We start from the raw sequence: 17,930 nt of genomic DNA on the forward strand, positions 1-17,930 counted from the left end.
TGGTGCGCCGGATGCCAGCGGCAAAGGCGCCGCAGCCATGCGCTCCTGCAATATGCACATGTATGCATCACTGACGTATCGCATTCCGTTCACCTATGAACTCCGTCACGCGTCTGTAAACATCGACGCACACACTGCGCCGCAGTTGTTAACGGGCCGTCAGTTCGCACGGCTCAGCTCCGACACGGAACTCCCCCAGATGTTCGCCCAGTTGCCGGCTCGACGCCGGCGATACGGGCAGTGCTTTGCCTTCTCCGGCCGCGGCGTCGTCGCGTGCCGGGACACCACCCCACGTCCTGATGGAATGTCCATGAACCACGCATCGCACCGCGCCAGGCCGCACCGGCTTGCCGGATCCATCGCCCTGGCCCTGAGCCTGGCCCTCGCCGCCGCCGCCCATGCCGAAGACCCGGCGCAGCAGCAGGCGCAGAACAACGCCGGCGACGACACCGCGCCGGCCGCCGCCAAAGGCAACGCGCAGACCCTGTCGACCGTGACCGTCGCGGCGAACCGCTACACCGCTGCCGACATGCAGATGGCGGCCAGCAACACCGCCAACGTGCTCTCTGCCGACGACCTGAAGTACACCGCCGTGCACAACATCGCCGAGGCGCTGGGCCTGCTGCCGGGCGTCAACGTGGTCAACACCGGACAGTCGTATTTCGGCGGCGTCGACGGCGCCGCGCGCGGCGAGGGCATGTTCGCCTCGGTGCGCGGCCTCAACGCCGAATACAACGTCAACCTGATCAACGGCGTCAACGTCGCCCAGGGCATGCCGTACAGCCGCAGCGTGCAGCTGAGCCTGCTGCCGCCGTCCGGCCTGCAGACCATCGTGTTGAACAAGACCTCGACCGCGGCGATGGACGGCGATGCGATCGGCGGCACCATCGACTACCGCACTCCCAGCGGCTTCGACTACAGCGACGCGATCGGCGGCAGCATCACCGCCAGCGGGCGCATGGAAAGCCGTGCCCGCGACTACGACGAGAGCGGCCTGGGCAAGGGAGCGGCCGGCGAGTTCCATGCCAAGTTCGGCAGCGAGCACCAGTTCGGCATCTATGCCAGCGCCTATTACGACGAGCGCCACTACGTGAACAGCGAAGTGGCCAGCGCCTCCGCCGCGCGCAACGACGGCTCGTGGGAATTCGCCCGCACCACCGCCAAGGGCGCACTGGCGTCCGGCTACGACGCGGAAGATTCGCTGCAGTCCACCGGCACCAACATCGGCTATTCCGGCGGCGACACCAAGCGCTACGGCGGCAACGTCTCCTTCGACTGGCATGTGGATCCGAGCCTGCAGCTGTATGCGCGGGCCACCTACGCCTACGCCAAGACCGAGCAGAACACCGGCTACACGCAGTTCGTGCCGGCCAGCGTCAGCTACACCCAGATCGGCAGCAGCGGCGTGTACCAGCCGCAGATCAATCGCGTCGCGGTGCGCTACTGGTACGAGACCAATCCGGAAGTGGCCGACATCGCCACGTTCCAGTTCGGCGCCGACAAGCAGCTCGGCAACTGGACGCTGTCGCCGAACCTGTTCTACGGCTACGGCGACAACGATCGCCCGGACCACATCGAAGTCTCCGCGCGCGTGGATCAATACACGTCCACCCAGTTTCCGTACGGAGCCAACAGCTTCATCGGCTACGACAGCGAAGGATTCCCGGTGCCGCAGCTGACCGCCGCAATGCAGAACCAGGCCGACGACATCGGCAGCCTGTACGCGCGCCGCCACGGCCAGCTGACCAAGTCCTACAGCGGGCAGAAGAAGGGCGGCGCCAAGTTCGACGCACGCTACGATTTCGACGAGGGCGCGCTGAGCAGCCTGCAGTTCGGCGTGAAGTACGTGGACAGCTCGCGCGAATACACCTCGCGCGACTGGACCACCGCCAAGTTCACCGACGGCACCTTGCTGGAGAACACCGGCCTGGTCAGCGGCAGCTACGACTCTGTGTATCCGGGCAAGTACGACTACCCGACGGTCAAGCTGAGCAACTCGGCGCTGAAGGCATCGATCGCCAAGTACCTGGCCCCGGGCAGCTTCGATACCTGCGGCAGCCTGGCGATCAACAACCAGAACTGCGCGACCATGCGCGGCACCGAGGCAGTGGCCGCGGCGTATGCGATGGCCACGTTCAAGACCGGCGACTTGGAGATCATCCCCGGCGTGCGTTTCGAACAGACCCGCATCCGCAACACCTACTGGACGATGCCCAAGGACAGCGGCGGCAACGAGCTGGCCGGCTACTTCCAGAACAACCACACCAGCTACGACGTGCCGCTGCCCAGCGTGTTCCTGAACTACCGCCCCGGCAACGCCAACGCGGTGTACCGCGCCTCGGTGTGGACCAGTTACACGCGTCCGGCGTTCGTGCAGCTCGGCGGCGGCTCCAACTACGACGTGTCCAGCGACGGCAAGACCACCATCACCGAAGGCAATCCCGACCTGAAGCCGATCAAGGCGGTCAACGTCGACGTCTCCGGCGAATGGGACAACGGCGTCGGCGGCCACGCGATGCTGGCCGGCTACTACAAGCGCCTGTCCGACTACATCTACGAGAACGGTTCGGACGCGGCCAATGCCGGCGCCAACACCGACGCCAGCGGCGTGCGCTACGTGCGTCCGCAGAACGGTGGCGACGGCAAGGTGCTGGGCGTGGAAGCAGCGGTGCGACAGACACTGCAGGGCATGCCGGCGCCGCTGGACGGCTTCGGCATCGGCGCCAACGTCACCCGCCAGTCCACCCGCGTCGACCTGGGCATGACCGGCTTCCACGACGAGCGTATCCAGAACGCACCGGACCTGATGGCCAATGCCGAACTGTTCTACGAGAAGGGGCCGCTGTCGGTGAACCTGAGCTACCACTACTCGGGCGAATACGTGTCGGCCTACGACTACCTGGACCAGGGCGCCAGCTGGGACGACCTGTGGGTGAAGCCGATCACTCGCGTCGACCTGCACGTGGGTTACGCGGTGAACGAGCACCTGCGCGCCGACCTGTCGGTGGCCAACCTGACCAATCGCCTGAGCTACTGGGCGCACGTCGGCCGCAACAGCACCGCGATCTCGGACATCGTGGATGCCGGGCGCACCAGCCTGCTGACGGTGAAGTACACGTTCTGAGCCGGCGGCCTCGCACAGGCCGGCTTCCCTCGCGCGTCGCGGCATGTCGCCGCGACGCGTTTCGGCGTGCATGCAGTTAGCCGACGCGTGGCGCGGGCGTATGACTGCCGGCGCACGTAGCCGGTAGTGGCGTTGGATGTGCAGCGGAGCGGCGGCGATGACGCCGCCGTTTCCGCCTTTTCTGTAAGGGCTTGGCGACCGACTCGCCATCGCCGTGGACTTGCGTTGCAATCGAGTCGGCATGCCCGGCGATGCGTGTGGTGCAACGAGTGACTTCTTTTTCTCCTTTTTCCTGGATAGACGATGAGCAAGCGGATGCGTTGGATGCTGTTGGTAGCGCTGGCGGCGACCGCCGGCGCGCAGGCGCGGCCTGCACGCGAAGCGTCTGCGCCGCAATTGCAGGTCGAGCAGGTGGTGATGCTGTTCCGCCACGGCGTGCGTGCGCCGCTGGACGGCGAGGCCGCGGCGGCGGCATTGGCCGACCGTCCGTGGCCGGTGTGGAACACGCCGGCGAGCCTGCTCACCGCGCACGGCCGCGTGGCCGTGCAGCTGAGCGGCGACTACACCCGGCAATGGCTGGTCCGCGACGGCGTGCTGCCGGCCGCCGGCTGCCCCGCCGACGGCGCGGTCAGCGTCTACGCCAACACCGACCAGCGCACCATCGTCAGCGCGCAGATCCTGGCCGAGACGCTGGCCCCGGGCTGCGGGCTGCAGGCCGGGCATCAGCCGCAAGGTAGCGACGATCCGCTGTTCCGTCCGGTCGAGGCCGGTGCGGTGGACTTCGGCGCGGACGCCGCGGTGGCGTCGATCCAGCGCCAGACCGGCGGCCCGGGCGCGGTGCTCGCGCCCTACGCGAAGGAACTGCGCACGATGCGGCAGATCCTCGGCTGCAGCGCCAAGGACTGCGATTTCGCGCAGATGCCGTCGTCGCTGAGCGCCAGCGGCAATGGCCGCGGCATCGCCATGCACGGTCCGCTGGACCTGACCTCCGGCACCGCCGAAGTGTTCATCCTGCAATACGCCGAAGGCCTGCCGCTGGACCAGGTGGGCTGGGGCCGCGCCACCCGCGCACGCATCGGCGTGGTGTCGCGACTGCATGCGCTGCTGTTCGAGATCTACGCGCGGCCGCAGTACATGGCCGCGCGCGCCGGCGCGCCGCTGGCGCGGCGGGTGCTGGACACGCTGGGCGTGGCGGACGCGCCGAAGCTGAGCGTGCTCGTCGCCAGCGATACCCATATCGCCGCGCTCAGCGGCTTGCTCGACCTGCACTTCCATCTGCCCGGCTTCGGCCGGGACGATTCGCCGCCGGGCGGCGCGCTGGTGCTCGAGCAACTGCGCGACGCGCGCAGCGGCCAGCGCTACGTGCGCCTGCGCTACCAGGCGCAATCGCTGGACCAGCTGCGCACGCTGACCCCGCTGAGCCTGCGCAAGCCGCCGCTGCTGCAGACCTTGCATGTGCCCGGCTGCAGTGACCCCAAGACCCAGCTGTGCACACTGCAGCAGTTCCAGAAGGTGTTGCAGGAAGCGTTGCAGCGGCGCGGCTGAGCTGGCGCCGCTGCGGCGGGTGCGTGCGCTGCGCTGACGCTGGCATGAGGCGTATCGGGTGACGGCATAGCGTGCGGTCGCCACCGCCTGTGTAGGAGCGGCTTCAGCCGCGACCAGGGCATTCCCGGTGACGCCCGGTCGCGGCTGAAGCCGCTCCTACAACCGCGTGATTGCCGACCCCGATCGCGCTCAGAACTTGAAGTGCAGCGTGGCCATGTAGCGGCGGCCGTTCTTGTAGCGTCCGGCCGGGTGGTCCTTGTCGCCCAGGTACTGGAAGTACTCTTCGTCCAGCAGGTTCTGCGCGTCCACCTGCAGCGACCACTGGTCGCTGATCGCATAGCCGATGCTCGCGCCCAGGTCGGTGTAGTCGTCGACACTGGCTGGCGCGGCGCCGGCGACGTAGCCGCCGGCCAGATAGCTGTCGCGCCAGTTCAAGCTGATACGCGCGTTCCACGGCCCCTTCTCGTAGTACGGGCTGAAGGCCACGCTGTTGCGCGACTGGTAGGGCAGGCGGTCGCCGGTGTTGTTCTCGCCGTTGGCATAGGTGTAGTTGGCGGTGAGGCCGAAGCCGCTGCTGCCGAACGGCTGCTGATAGGCGAGGGTGAAGCCCTTGACCTTGCCGTCGCCGGCGTTGCGCGGGCGCTGGATGCTGTAGTCGCAATAGCCGTCGGCGCTGCAGCCGTTGCTGCCCAGCATCTGCGCCCAGGTCTGCGGCGAGGTGTCGCGGATCGAATTGTATTGGCGCTCGATCGTGGCCGAAGTGTCGATGTAGTTGTCGATCTTCTTGTAGAACAGCGACCAGGCCACCACCGCCTGTTGCGCGAAGTAGTACTCGGCCGACAGGTTGAAGTTCCACGATTCGTACGGCGACAGCGCCGCATTGCCGCCGCTGCCGGTGAGCGTGGTGTCGTTCAAGAAAGTGTTGTTGACCATCTGGTTGTACGGCGCCCACGCGATCACCTTGCCCGCGGCGAAGCGGAACACCCAGTCGGTGTCGGTGTCGTAGGCCAGGTTCAACGACGGCAGCAGGAAGTGTTCCTTGCGGGTGCGGGTCTGCCATTTGCTGTCCAAGTCGTCCAGCGTCGGCGTGCCGCTGTAGACGAAGCCGCTGCCTTCGGTCTTGGAATCCACGTAACGCACGCCGAGGTTGCCGCGCAGGCCGCCGTTGGAAAAATTCAGCTGCACGTAGGCGGCATTGTTGGTCTGCTGCAATGCCCAGCTGTTGTTGAGGTAGCTGGCCGGGTCGGGATCGGCGTAGTCCACCGGGCTGTTGCGGATCCAGTCGATGACGTTGCCGCGGCCGGCCTGCACATGCCGGCCCTGGTCGGGATAGAAGCCCTGGATGTCGGTCAGGCCGATCGTGCCCACGTCGGCCAGGGTGCCGGGGGTGACGCCGCCGTACACGTTCAAGGTGAAGTCTTCGTCGTGCTTGCCCTGGCGCACGCCGAACAGCAACTGGTTGAACACGCTGTCGAACTGCAGGTTGAAATCCAGTTGCCCATAGCGGTCCTTGCTGTGCGTGGCGAAGATGCCGTTGTTGCCGAACCAGCCGCCGGCCGAACCCCAGTTGGCCGGGTCGCGCGCGCCGGCTGCATCGTCGAAGCGGATGCCGCGCTGCAGGTCCCAGCTGAAGCCGCCGTTGTAGAACGGCTCGATGAAGTATTGCGACAGGTCCTTGTTGTCCGACTTGCTCTGGCCGATCTGGCCGCTCACGCCCCAGCCTTCGCCGCGGAACGCGCCGCGCAGGTCGATGCCCTTGGTGACGACTTCCGATTGGCGCACGTTGTTGTCGTAGATCACCGTGCCGCCGCCGGCATTGGCGTTGGCGCCGGAATGGCCGCTGCCGACCACGCCGTTGCGCACGCTGCCGAGCGCGTCCACCGCGTCGATGGTGCCCTGGTTCCAGGTCAGGAAGCTGTACATCGACTGGTTGTAGTTGTCGAAGTTCTCCTTGATGTACAGGCCGCTGAGGTTGAACTCCAGCGCATCGCTGGGCTTGAGCTGCAGGTTGACCACGGCGCTGTCGCGCTTGCGGTCCTGCTGGAACCAGGCCGCGTTGACCGAGTTGGGCACGTCGGCATCGGCCGGCACGCCGCCGGCGTTGCCGAAGGCCGCGGCCTTGGCGTAGCCGAACACCTCCATGCCCTGGCGATCGACGCGCTCCTCGTAGTGCTGCGCGGACACCGCGATGCCGAAGGTCTGCTGCGGGTTCTTCCAGCTGTACAGTAGCGAGGCGTTGGGCTTCCCCTCGCTGGCCTGCTGGCTGTAGCTGTAGCCGACCGAGCCGGCGATCTCGTTGGCCTTCAGGTCCAGCGGCTGCCGGCTGTGCATCAGCACGGTGCCGCCGAGGCTGCCTTCGACCAGCCGTGCCTCGGAGGATTTGACGATCTCCGCCCGGCCCAGGATCTGCGGGGACAGCAGGGTGTAGTCGAAACCGCGGTTGGGCTGCTCGCCGTACAGCCAGATCGCCTGCGCCACCGGGTGGCCGTCCAGGAACGACAGGTTGAGGCTGGGGTCGGTGCCGTCGATGCTGACCCGTTCGCCCTGGCCGAAGCGGCGGTCGATGGTGACGCCGGGAATCTGCGCGAACGCTTCGGCGACGTTGGTGCTGGGGAACTTGCCGATGTCCTCGGCGGTGATCGCCTCGGACACGGTGACGTTGTTGCGCTTGGTGTCCAGCGATTTTTCCAGGCTGGCGCGGATGCCCACGACCTGGACCGCGTCCAGATCGGTGGCGTCGCCACCGGCTTGCTGCGCCTGCGCGGAAAAGGCCAGGGTGGCGAGGATTGCTGCGGACAAGACGGAATGGCGGTATTGCATGATGTCTCTCCTCATCATTCAATGGGTCGACGCGGCGCGCGAGCGTTGCGCTGCGTGCCGGCTCTGCCTGTTGCCTTACTGCCTGCGGTGCTGATGCCTGCTGTGCTGCTGCGTGCGGTGATGCGGGGTGTGGCTGGCTGCAATCTCCCGCCCGAGGGCGGCCGGTTCTTTCGCTTATGCGTGCAATGCCAGGCGCAGCGTTCTGCCGTGGTACGGGACGCGCTGCGTCGAGCTGTCGAGCTGGAAACGATACGGATGCGGCCGGGGGGTGCTGGCCAGGGCGATGCCGGCCGCCGCGGCGTGCACCAGTACCGGCGCGCCGACCCCGATGGCGCACAGGGCGCGCAACGGCGTCGGGTGTTGCAACGGCGTGCCGAGTGCGGCACACGATTCGTGCGTACGGACCATTGCGATCACATGCCTCCCATGCCCCGCTTTTGCGCCGCGTATGCGCGGCCCCACCCCCGTGTGTGCCGATTCTTACGAGGCTATGACAACGATGTCAAGTCTTGTCCGGAAAATTCGTCTGGTGCTGGTTTCGCGCTGCGTCACCCAGGCCTGCGCTTGGCCGCGGTCGCCTGGAATCGCTGAAAGACAGCTACATCAACGGGTTATGCGGAGCACCGGGGCGGCGGCGGCGGCGCGCAAATGAGAACGCGGCGCAATCATGTCGCGACGCACAAAATTGGTCTCATTCGTAGAATTGGTGCGTCATAGGTATCGTGACAACGATACGTGAAATTGAACCCATACAAAATATTTTAAATCTTCAAGTGGTTGATAATAAATAATATTTTTCGAAATCCGCGACAAGTCCAGGCGCCATTTGCAAATTGTGTGTATTGCGGCGTTGACACAATCTTTCTAAGACCATAAGAATCGAGGCGCCTGGAATTGGTCTTTGCCAATTCGGGTCGATCAGCCAGCAGCATGCAATCGCCCGCTCCGGGGTAGGGACGGGGACGCGCCTTCCGCAACACGAGGCGCAGCAACAGACAGCACGTTCCATCGACTCCGTGCCCGCACGGACGGCATCGCCCTGCGCGTCGCGTCGGGCGCAATGGAGGGTGCTGCCTGCCGATCGCTGCCGCTGGATGTCAGACGTGCCGTGCCGACCAGCCATCAACCAGGATTAGCCCATGCCACATGCCGCCCGCTCCCGTCCGCACTGTTGTTCCATGTCCGTCCTCGCCAGCGCCATCGCGTTCGGCCTGCTCAGTGCCGGAGCGCAGGCGCAGCAAGCGCCCGCATCCGATGCGATCTCCCAGCTCGACACGGTCACCGTCACCAGCTCCTATCAAAAGAGCCTGATCACCGCGCTGGACAACAAGCGCGAAGACGCGCGCATGACCGACGGCATCTCTTCCGAGGACATCGGCAAGTTCCCGGCCGAGAACATCGCCGAGGCGATCCAGCGCATTCCCGGCGTGCAGATCTCCACCATCAACGGCCGCGGCTCGACCATCAGCATCCGCGGCCTGGGCCCGCAGTATTCGGCCACCACGATCAACGGCCAGACCATCAAGAGCGCCGATTTCACCGACGGTTTCCGCTACGACATCATCCAGCCGGAAGTGGCCGCGGCGATCGAGGTGATCAAGTCGCCGTCGGCGGACATGGATGCCGGCGGGCTCTCGGGCACGGTCAACATCGAGACCACCAAGCCACTGGACTACAAGGAGCGCAAGCTGCTGCTGTCGGCGAAGGAGCAGTACTCCGAATTCGCCGGTGGCGCGCCGACGCCGAAGGCGGTGCTCACCTACATCGACCAGTTCCAGCTCGCCGATGGCGGCCAACTGGGCGTGTTCGTCAACGCCGGTTACCAGAAGCTCAAGGACCGTGCCGACTACCTGTGGATCGACCGCTGGTTCACCCAGGACACCGACGACGGCACCTTGTACATCCCGCGCCGTCCGCGCTACCGCTCGATCGAGCGCGAGACCGACCGCAAGATGCTCACCGCCGGCCTGCAGTGGAAACCGAACGACCGGCTGGAGATGAACCTGACTGCGCTGTACTCGCAGGACAAGACCGACAACGACATGAACCAGTTGGTCTATTCCTTCGAGCGCAATTCCCTGAACGTGCTGGAGACCGACGGCCTGACCGCGACCAAGGTGTCGGCGTCCAACTACTGGCTGGAGAACAACCGCCAGCTCGAGCGCCACGATCTCACCTCGCAGCTGCTGACCTGGGACGCGAAGTGGAAGGGCGATGCGTGGACCTTCAGCGGCGTGGCCAACTACACCGAAGGCAAGACCGACGAGGACGAGCGCGCGGTGATCCTCGGCCGCAAGCCGTCGGCGACGTTGTTCGACATGTCCAACCCCGGCGCGATCTCGCTGACCACCGATGCCGACGCCAACGACGCCAGCGCCTGGAACCAGGCCAACCTGGTGCGCGACGAATACCCCAACGGCGCGATCACCAAGCTCAGCAACAAGGAATGGTCGCTGCAGTTCGATGCCGAGCGCTATGTCGGCGCCGGCTTCCTGGACTCGGTGAAGTTCGGCACCAAGTTCCGCCGCGAAACCTTCGACCGCAACGTCTGGCGCCGCGATTTCCTGTACCTGATCAACTCCGGCGCGGTCTCCGGCTACGCGATGTTCCCGGAACTGTCGGCGGCCAGTTCCAGCGTCAGCAACTTCCTCGACGGCAACCTGGCCTCGCAGGCCGACTGGGTGGCGCCGGACGTGTACGCCTACGCCGAGGCGCTGGCCGCCTCCGGCATCACCGTGCCGGTGCTGTTCGCACCGCAGGCCAGCTACCACATCCGCAACGACATCTTCTCCGCCTACGCGTTGGCCAAGATCGACACCGAACTGGGCAGCATGCGCCTGCGCGGCAATGTCGGCGTGCGCTACGAGAACACCAAGCGCACCACCGACACCTACCTGACCACCGCCTCGCAGTACAGCGAGGACGCCAACGAGGTGATCGGCACCGAACGCGCGCCGTACGACTACCACAACTGGCTGCCGAGCCTGAACCTGGTGCTGGACATGCGCGAGGACCTGCTGCTGCGCTTCGCCGCCGGCAAGGTGCTGGTGCGGCCGATCCTGGACAGCAACACCGCCATCGCCAGCACCTTCTCCTCGGGCAGCAACACCGGCGGCACCACCACCTACGACGTGTCGCTGGGCCAGACCGACCTGAAGGCGCTGACCGCCAACCAGGCCGACCTCAGCCTGGAGTGGTACTACGGCCAAGGCGGCGGCCTGACCCTGGCCGGCTTCTGGAAGCAGGTCAAGAACGGCACCTTCAACAGCATCGTGTGCCCGACCACGTTCAACGGTGCGGCGCTGTCCAGCAACAGCTCCGGCGATTGCGTGGACGGCAGCGGCAACATCTATGAGATCACCGCCACCCGGAATGATCCGAGCAAGGTCAAGATCAAGGGCTACGAGTTGGGCTGGACGCAGTCGTTCGATGCGTGGCTGCCGATCCAGGGCTTCGGCCTGACCGCCAACTTCACCCGGGTACTCCCGCAGCGCGATACCGACTTCCAGATCCGCAACCTGTCGGAGAAGACCTGGAACGCCACCGGCTACTGGGAAAACGCGATGTTCTCCGCGCGGCTGTCGCTGAACCACCGCAGCGAGTACGAGCAGGACAGCAGCGACAGCTTCTTCGCTCGCGAAGGCCACACCATGAAGGCGCGCACCCAGCTCGACGCGGTGCTCGGCTACCAGGCCACCGACAAGCTCAGCTTCCAGCTCGGCGGACTCAACCTGACCGACAAGAAGGAAGAGGCGTACAAGGACATCAGCGACCGCTGGCAGATGACCGGCGTCACCGGCCGCAGCTTCTACGTGTCGATGCAGTGGGACATCCTGTGACGGCGGTGCGGTCGCTTGCAGGTTAGTCCGCAGCCTGCCCGGCGCCGCGCTGGCGCCGGGCATGGCAACGTGGCCTCTCCCGATCGCATTCACAGGTTCTAGGGCAAGCGCATGCAACGACGAGAATTCCTGGCGGGCGGCGCGGGCGCCGGCCTGCTGCTGGCGGCGCCGCAGTTGAGTTGGGCGGGCAGCGCGGCGGATGCCGGCATGGCCGGCACCGTTACCGGCACCGGCACTGCCGCAGCGGCGGTGCCGGCGCTGACGCTGGCGGTCGATCCCGGCCTGCTGTGCCTGGACGAGGGCTGGCGTTTCCACGAAGGCGATATCCCGTTCCCGCCGGTCATCGGCCAGGACGCCAGCTACGACAACGCCAAGGCCGGCAAGGCCTGGGGCGCGGCTGCGGGCGATTTCGACGACAGCCAATGGCGGCAACTGCGACTGCCGTACGATTTCGCCATCGAGCAGCCGATCGAGGCCAGCGCCAACGTGGCGCAGGGCTATCGCCGCCGCGGCATCGCCTGGTACCGGCGCAGCCTGCGGCTGGACGAGGCGCAGCGCGGCAAGGCGTTGGAGCTGCGTTTCGACGGCATTTCCAGCCGTGCCACGGTGTGGGTCAACGGCTTGCTGATGGCGCGCAGCTGGAGCGGCTACGACGGGTTCGCCATCGACCTGAGCGCGATCGCGCGCTACGGCCAGGACCTCAACAGCATCGCGGTGCGTGTGGATGCCGAGGCGATGGACGGCTGGTGGTACGAAGGCGCGGGCATCTACCGGCACACCTGGCTGGCGGTGCGCGATGCGCTGCATATCGTCGGCGATGGCGTGCACGCGGTGCCACGGATCGGCGACAACGAACATTGGACGCTGCCGGTTGCGGTCACCGTCGCCAATACTGGCGAACAGGCCGGCGCGGCGCTGCTGGAGGTGGCGCTGTACGACGCGCACGGCACGCTGATGGCGCAGGGCAGCAGCGCGCTGCAGGTGGGCGCGCTGGCGCAGGCGGTGGCGCAGGTCGAACTGCAGGTGCGGCAGCCGCAACGCTGGGACGTGGCCGCGCCGAATCTGTACCGGGTCGCGGCGGTGCTGCGCAGCGCGGGCCGCGAGCGCGACCGCCGCGAATGCGCGATCGGTTTTCGCACGCTGCGCTTCGATGCGCAACAGGGCTTCTTCCTCAACGAGCGGCCGCTGAAGATCAAGGGCGCCTGCCTGCACCAGGACCATGCCGGGGTCGGCGTGGCGGTGCCCGACAGCCTGCTGGAGTTTCGCATCCGCCGGCTCAAGCAGCTGGGCTGCAATGCGATCCGCCTGCACCACGCGGTGGCCAGCGAACTGCTCGACGTGTGCGATCGCCTGGGCATGCTGGTGATGGCCGAGAACCGGGTGTTCAATCCGGCGCCGGACTACGCCGCGCAATTGCGCTGGCTGGTGCGTCGCGACCGCAACCGCGCCTGCGTGTTCCTGTGGTCGGTGTTCAACGAGGAGCCGATGCAGGGCACCGTCGCCGGCTACCAGATGGTGCGTCGCGCAGTGGCGCTGGTGCGCGAACTGGACGACAGCCGCCCGGTGACCGCGGCGATGAACGACGGCATGCTGACCCAGCGCAACGCCGCCGATGCGGTGGACGTGGTCGGCTTCAACTACCGCCAGTTCAACTACGACCGGGTGCGCGCGGCGATGCCGCACAAGCCGCTGCTGTCGAGCGAGGACACCAGCGCGTTTCAGACCCGCGGCGCCTGGTTCACCGACATGGACGCGCACGTGACCGCCGAGGACGATTCGGTCGCCGCGCCGTGGGGCAACACCCATCGCACGTCCTGGAAACTGATCGACGAGCGCCCCTATCTGGCCGGCGGTTTCGTCTGGACCGGATTCGACTACCGCGGCGAGCCGACTCCGTTCGAATGGCCATCGGTGTCCTCGTTCTTCGGCATCATGGATCTGTGCGGTTTTCCGAAAGGCGCCTACTGGCTGCGCCAGGCGCAGTGGATCGACGATGCGCCGGTGCTGCAGCTGCTGCCGCACTGGAACTGGCCGGGCCGCGAAGGCACGCCGATCAAGGTGATGGCGTTCTGCAATGCGCAGCAGGTGGAGCTGTGGCTCAACGGGCAGTCGCAGGGGCGGCAGGCGGTGGACCGGATCGAAATGAACGCCTGGCAGGTGACGTACGTGCCGGGCGTGCTGGAGGCGGTGGCCTATCGCGACGGCCGCGAAGTGGCGCGGCAGCGGGTGCAGACGGTCGGTGCGCCGGTCGCGCTGCGGCTGACCGCGGACCGCGCGCGGATGCGCGGCGATGGCCGCGATGCGCAGCCGATCACCCTGGAAGCGGTGGACGCGCAGGGCCGCCACGTGCCGTTCGCCGATGCGCAGATCGCGCTGCAGGTCGAAGGCGGGCGCCTGCTCGGCGTCGGCAACGGCGATCCGAATCGACATGCGGCCGACAACGTGCCGCAGGTGCAGTTGTTCAACGGCCTGGCGCAGGCCATCGTCGAGGCCGGCACTGGCCAGCGTCGGCTGCGCATCGAGGCGCGCGCGCCGGGGCTGCGGGCTGCACAGGTCACGATCGGCCTGGATGCGGTGGCCTTGCCGCCGTCGCTGCCGCCGGCCGCTGCGGCGATGGTGGTGCCCGGCTGGCGGCGCACGCTGCCGTTCGCCGCGCCGCCGGATCCGGCGCTGCCGCGCGCGCCCAACGACAACAACAGCTGGAGCTTCTGCCAGCCGGGCAACCTGGAAACGCGCGCCGAGCGCGATGGTTATGTGCTGTACCGCACCGCGTTCACGCCGTGGGCCGGGATCCAGCAGCGCGGCGGCGTGCTGCGACTGGGTCGCGCGACCGGCGCGGCGCAGGTGTATCTGGACCGGAAACTGGTCGCGCGCGTGGCCGCGGGGCAGCATGCGCACCTGCGCTTGCCGCCCGCGGACGGCGAACGCGTGCTGGCGGTGGTGATGCAGGTGACGGCCGGAATGCCTTTCGGCTTCGACGATGTCGCGATAGTGGAGTATTGACCGAATGAAGCGAGTTTTCCGCCATGCCTTCCCGCACGCGGGTGCCTGGATGCGCCTCGTACGCGCGTTGCCGATTTCCGCGCGAGCCGTGTTGCTGCTGGCCTGCATGCTGCTGGTGCCGGCCGCGGTTGCGGCACCAGCTCAGGACACGCAGGCCGACGCCGCACGCGGCGTGCTGCTGCGTACGCTCGGCCCGCGCGCCGCCGCGCTGACCCTGCAACGGCAGCCGCGCGGCAGCGGCAACGACTGGTATCAGGTCGCCGCCGAGGCCGGCACGCTGCGCGTGTCCGGTTCCTCGGAAGTGGCGCTGGCGCATGGCGCGTACAGCTATCTGCAATCGATCGGCGCCGCCTCGGTGAGCTGGGAGGGCAGCCGGGTCGCGTTGCCTGCGGCCTATGCCGATTTCAGCGGGCAGCGCGTGGTCACGCCGTTCGCCTATCGCGCCTATCTCAATGTCTGCACCTACGGCTACACCACGCCGTGGTGGGACTGGGCGCGCTGGGAGCGCGAGATCGACTGGATGGCGCTGCACGGCATCGACATGCCGCTGGCGATGGAAGGCCAGGACTACGTGTGGCAGGCGCTGTGGCGCGAGTTCGGGGTGAGCGAAGCGGACCTGGCGCAGTATTTCTCCGGCCCGGCGTTCGCGCCGTGGCAGCGCATGGGCAACATCGAAGGCTACGACGCGCCGCTGCCGCAGCAGTGGATCGAGGACAAGCACGCGCTGCAGCAGCGCATCCTGCAGCGCATGCGCGCGCTGGGCATGAAGCCGGTGCTGCCGGCCTTCGCTGGCTACGTGCCGAAGGCGTTCGCGCAGGCGCATCCGCAGGCGCGCATCTACCGCATGCGCGCCTGGGAAGGCTTCCACGAAACCTATTGGCTGGATCCGGCCGATCCGTTGTTCGCCAAAATCGCGCAGCGTTTCATCCAGCTCTACGACCGCACCTACGGCAAGGGCACCTATTACCTGGCCGATGCGTTCAACGAAATGCTACCGCCGATCGCCGCCGACGGCAGCGACGCGCGCCTGGCCAGCTACGGCGACAGCACCGCCAACACCGCCAAGACTGCGCCGCCCGAGGTGTCGCCGGCGCAGCGCGACAAGCGCCTGGCCGATTACGGCCGCGCGCTGTACGAATCGATCCATCGCGCCAATCCCGACGCGGTGTGGGTGATGCAGGGCTGGCTGTTTGGCGCCGATCGCCATTTCTGGACGCCGCAGGCGATCGCCGCGTTCCTGCGCGAGGTGCCCAACGACAAGCTGCTGGTGCTGGACATCGGCAACGATCGCTATCCGGGCACCTGGAAACTGTCCGACGCGTTCGACGGCAAGCAGTGGATCTACGGCTACGTGCACAACTACGGCGGCAGCAATCCGGTCTACGGCGACCTGGCGTTCTACCGCGACGACCTGCGCGGGCTGCTCGCCGACAAGGACAAGCAGCAACTGGTCGGCTTCGGCGCGTTCCCCGAAGGCCTGCACAACAACTCGGTGGTCTACGAGTACATGTACGCGCTGGCCTGGGGCGGGCAGGAGCGTTCGCTGCAGGACTGGCTCGGCGACTACACCCGCGCCCGCTATGGACACACTTCGCCGGCATTGCGCGCGGCCTGGGACGATCTGCAGGCCTCGGTGCTGTCCACGCGCTACTGGACGCCGCGCTGGTGGCGCAGCCGGGCTGGCGCCTACCTGCTGTTCAAGCGGCCGACGCTGGACATCGGCGAATTCGAAGGCGCCCCCGGCGATCCGCCGCGCCTGCGCCGCGCGCTGGACCAGTTGCTGGCGCTGGCGCCGGAGTACGCCGACGCGCCGTTGTACCGCTACGACCTGGTCGACTTCGCCCGCCACTACGCGACCGGCAGCGTGGATGCGCAGTTGCAGCAGGCGGTGGCCGCGTACAAGCGCGGCGACGTCGCCGCCGGCGATGCCGCCTTCGCCCGTGTGCAGGCGGCGGTGCAGCAGCTCGACGGCCTGGTCGGCGGCCAGCAGGAAACCCTGTCGAGCTGGCTCGGCGATGCCGAAGGCTATGCGAAGACGCCGCAGGACGCGGCCTACTACCGGCGCGACGCCAAGGCGCAGGTCAGCGTGTGGGGCGGCGAGGGCAATCTCGGCGACTACGCGTCCAAGGCCTGGCAGGGCATGTACGCCGACTACTACCTGCCGCGCTGGGCGCTGGCGATGCAGGCGCTGCGCGACGCCGCCGTCAGCGGCGGCAGCGTGGACGAGGCAGCGTTGCAGCAGCGATTGCGCGCATGGGAGCAGGCCTGGGTGAAGCGGGACACTCCATACACGCGACAAGCGCCGGCCGACCCGGTCGCCGCGGTGCGTACGCTGCTGCAACAGGTGGATGCCCGATGAGCGCCGCTTCCGTGAGCATCCCCGCCGTGGCGCCGTCGCGCGAACGCTTCCTGTCGCTGGACGTGTTCCGCGGCCTGACCATCTTCCTGATGATCCTGGTCAACACGCCCGGGGCCGGCGCCGATGCGTTCGTGCAGTTGCGGCACACGCCGTGGTTCGGCTTCACCGCCGCCGATCTGGTGTTCCCGTCGTTCCTGTTCGCGGTCGGCAACGCGATGAGCTTCGCGCTGGACCGCGGCCAGCCGCTCGGCGCGTTCCTGCGCCGGATCGGCAAGCGCAGCGCGCTGATCTTCCTGCTCGGCTTCCTGATGTACTGGTTTCCGTTCGTGCACCAGGGCGCCGACGGCAGCTGGAGCTTCACCGCGATCGACCAGACCCGGGTGCCGGGCGTGTTGCAGCGCATTGCGCTGTGCTACGCGCTGGGGGCGCTGCTGTGCCGCTGGCTGCCGCCGCGCGGGCTGCTGGCCGCCTGCGTCGCGCTGCTGCTCGGCTACTGGGCGGCGCTGTATCTGTGGGGCCAGCCGGGCGCGGAACTGAGCAAGCTCGGCAACGCCGGCACGCGCCTGGACCTGTGGCTGCTGGATCCGGCGCAGCTGTACCGCAAGGACGGCGGCTTCGATCCGGAAGGCTTGCTCGGCACGCTGCCGGCCACGGTGAATGTCATCGCCGGCTACCTGACCGGCCTGTACGTGCGCCGTGTCGGCAAGCAGGCACGCACGGTGCGCTGGCTGCTGCTGGCCGGCATCGCGCTGGCGCTGCTTGCCCTGGCCTGGCAGCCGTGGTTCCCGCTGGCCAAGAAGCTGTGGACCAGTTCGTTCGTGCTGCTGACCGTGGGCCTGGACCTGTTGCTGCTGGGTGCGCTGCTGTGGGCGATCGAGGTACGCCAGTGGCGGGCCGGCAGCGGCTTCTTCACCGTGCTCGGACGCAATCCATTGGCGATTTACCTGTTCTCCGAATTGTTCGTGATCAGCCTGCGGCTGGTTCCGGCCGGCGCCAGTGGAATGGACCTGTACCAATGGGTGGGCATCGCGGTGTTCCAGCGGCTGCTGCCGGGACCCTGGGGTAGCCTGGCCTGTGCCCTGGCCTACACCCTGCTGTGCTGGGCGATGGGCTGGTGGATGGACCGGCGGCGGCTGTACCTGCGGCTCTGACCCGGCGTGCACAGGCCGCAGATTGGTACTATATTGGACATAATGAATCCATACGGTCCGGAGGGAGCACGATGACCAAGCCCAAGCCG

Annotated in this window: 8 protein-coding genes; 6 read left to right on the forward strand and 2 right to left on the reverse strand. The window is 67.3% G+C overall.

Going from position 1 to position 17,930, the window contains the following annotated elements:
- Nucleotides 1–310 precede the first annotated feature (310 nt).
- Both HEP75_RS03845 and HEP75_RS03850 read left to right on the forward strand, forming a co-directional pair.
- Nucleotides 311–3,124, forward strand: a complete 2,814-nt coding sequence (locus tag HEP75_RS03845) for a TonB-dependent receptor (protein ID WP_185825515.1) — start codon at nucleotides 311–313, stop codon at nucleotides 3,122–3,124.
- A gap of 303 nt (nucleotides 3,125–3,427) precedes the next feature.
- Nucleotides 3,428–4,669 carry a histidine-type phosphatase gene (locus tag HEP75_RS03850; protein WP_185825516.1) on the forward strand — a complete coding sequence of 414 codons (1,242 nt, stop codon included), beginning with the start codon at nucleotides 3,428–3,430 and terminating at the stop codon, nucleotides 4,667–4,669.
- A gap of 189 nt (nucleotides 4,670–4,858) precedes the next feature.
- Here HEP75_RS03850 and HEP75_RS03855 read toward each other — a convergent pair whose 3' ends face one another.
- Both HEP75_RS03855 and HEP75_RS03860 read right to left on the reverse strand, forming a co-directional pair.
- Nucleotides 4,859–7,489 (reverse strand): TonB-dependent receptor, encoded by a 2,631-nt coding sequence (locus tag HEP75_RS03855; protein ID WP_185825517.1) that lies wholly within the window; start codon nucleotides 7,487–7,489, stop codon nucleotides 4,859–4,861.
- A gap of 174 nt (nucleotides 7,490–7,663) precedes the next feature.
- Nucleotides 7,664–7,897, reverse strand: a complete 234-nt coding sequence (locus HEP75_RS03860) for a hypothetical protein (protein WP_185825518.1) — start codon at nucleotides 7,895–7,897, stop codon at nucleotides 7,664–7,666.
- 731 nt (nucleotides 7,898–8,628) lie between these two features.
- Between HEP75_RS03860 and HEP75_RS03865 the strand changes: the two genes are divergently transcribed.
- The 4 genes from HEP75_RS03865 to HEP75_RS03880 all read left to right on the forward strand — a co-directional run bounded on the left by HEP75_RS03865 (nucleotide 8,629) and on the right by HEP75_RS03880 (nucleotide 17,841).
- The gene (locus HEP75_RS03865; RefSeq protein ID WP_185825519.1) at nucleotides 8,629–11,328 is read left to right on the forward strand and encodes a TonB-dependent receptor; all 2,700 of its coding nucleotides are present in this window, start codon (nucleotides 8,629–8,631) and stop codon (nucleotides 11,326–11,328) included.
- 111 nt (nucleotides 11,329–11,439) lie between these two features.
- Nucleotides 11,440–14,331, forward strand: coding sequence for a beta-galactosidase GalA (gene galA, locus HEP75_RS03870; RefSeq protein WP_185825520.1), 2,892 nt, complete (start codon nucleotides 11,440–11,442; stop codon nucleotides 14,329–14,331).
- A 106-nt stretch (nucleotides 14,332–14,437) separates the two neighbouring features.
- On the forward strand, nucleotides 14,438–16,690 hold the full coding sequence (locus HEP75_RS03875) for an alpha-N-acetylglucosaminidase (protein ID WP_255424072.1): 2,253 nt from the start codon (nucleotides 14,438–14,440) through the stop codon (nucleotides 16,688–16,690).
- Nucleotides 16,687–17,841: a heparan-alpha-glucosaminide N-acetyltransferase domain-containing protein gene (locus tag HEP75_RS03880; RefSeq protein ID WP_185825522.1), complete on the forward strand. Its 1,155-nt coding sequence runs from the start codon at nucleotides 16,687–16,689 to the stop codon at nucleotides 17,839–17,841. The genes HEP75_RS03875 and HEP75_RS03880 overlap by 4 nt, the downstream gene beginning before the upstream one ends.
- Nucleotides 17,842–17,930 lie beyond the last annotated feature (89 nt).

The sequence above is a fragment of the Xanthomonas sp. SI genome, assembly GCF_014236855.1.
Taxonomy (GTDB): Bacteria; Pseudomonadota; Gammaproteobacteria; order Xanthomonadales; family Xanthomonadaceae; genus Xanthomonas_A.

Coding starts and splice junctions, on each gene's coding strand:
- HEP75_RS03845 (WP_185825515.1), top strand. CDS start 311: ATGAACCACGCATCGCACCGCGCCAGGCCGCACCGGCTTGCCGGATCC.
- HEP75_RS03850 (WP_185825516.1), top strand. CDS start 3,428: ATGAGCAAGCGGATGCGTTGGATGCTGTTGGTAGCGCTGGCGGCGACC.
- HEP75_RS03855 (WP_185825517.1), bottom strand. CDS start 7,489: ATGCAATACCGCCATTCCGTCTTGTCCGCAGCAATCCTCGCCACCCTG.
- HEP75_RS03860 (WP_185825518.1), bottom strand. CDS start 7,897: ATGGTCCGTACGCACGAATCGTGTGCCGCACTCGGCACGCCGTTGCAA.
- HEP75_RS03865 (WP_185825519.1), top strand. CDS start 8,629: ATGCCACATGCCGCCCGCTCCCGTCCGCACTGTTGTTCCATGTCCGTC.
- galA (WP_185825520.1), top strand. CDS start 11,440: ATGCAACGACGAGAATTCCTGGCGGGCGGCGCGGGCGCCGGCCTGCTG.
- HEP75_RS03875 (WP_255424072.1), top strand. CDS start 14,438: ATGCTGCTGGTGCCGGCCGCGGTTGCGGCACCAGCTCAGGACACGCAG.
- HEP75_RS03880 (WP_185825522.1), top strand. CDS start 16,687: ATGAGCGCCGCTTCCGTGAGCATCCCCGCCGTGGCGCCGTCGCGCGAA.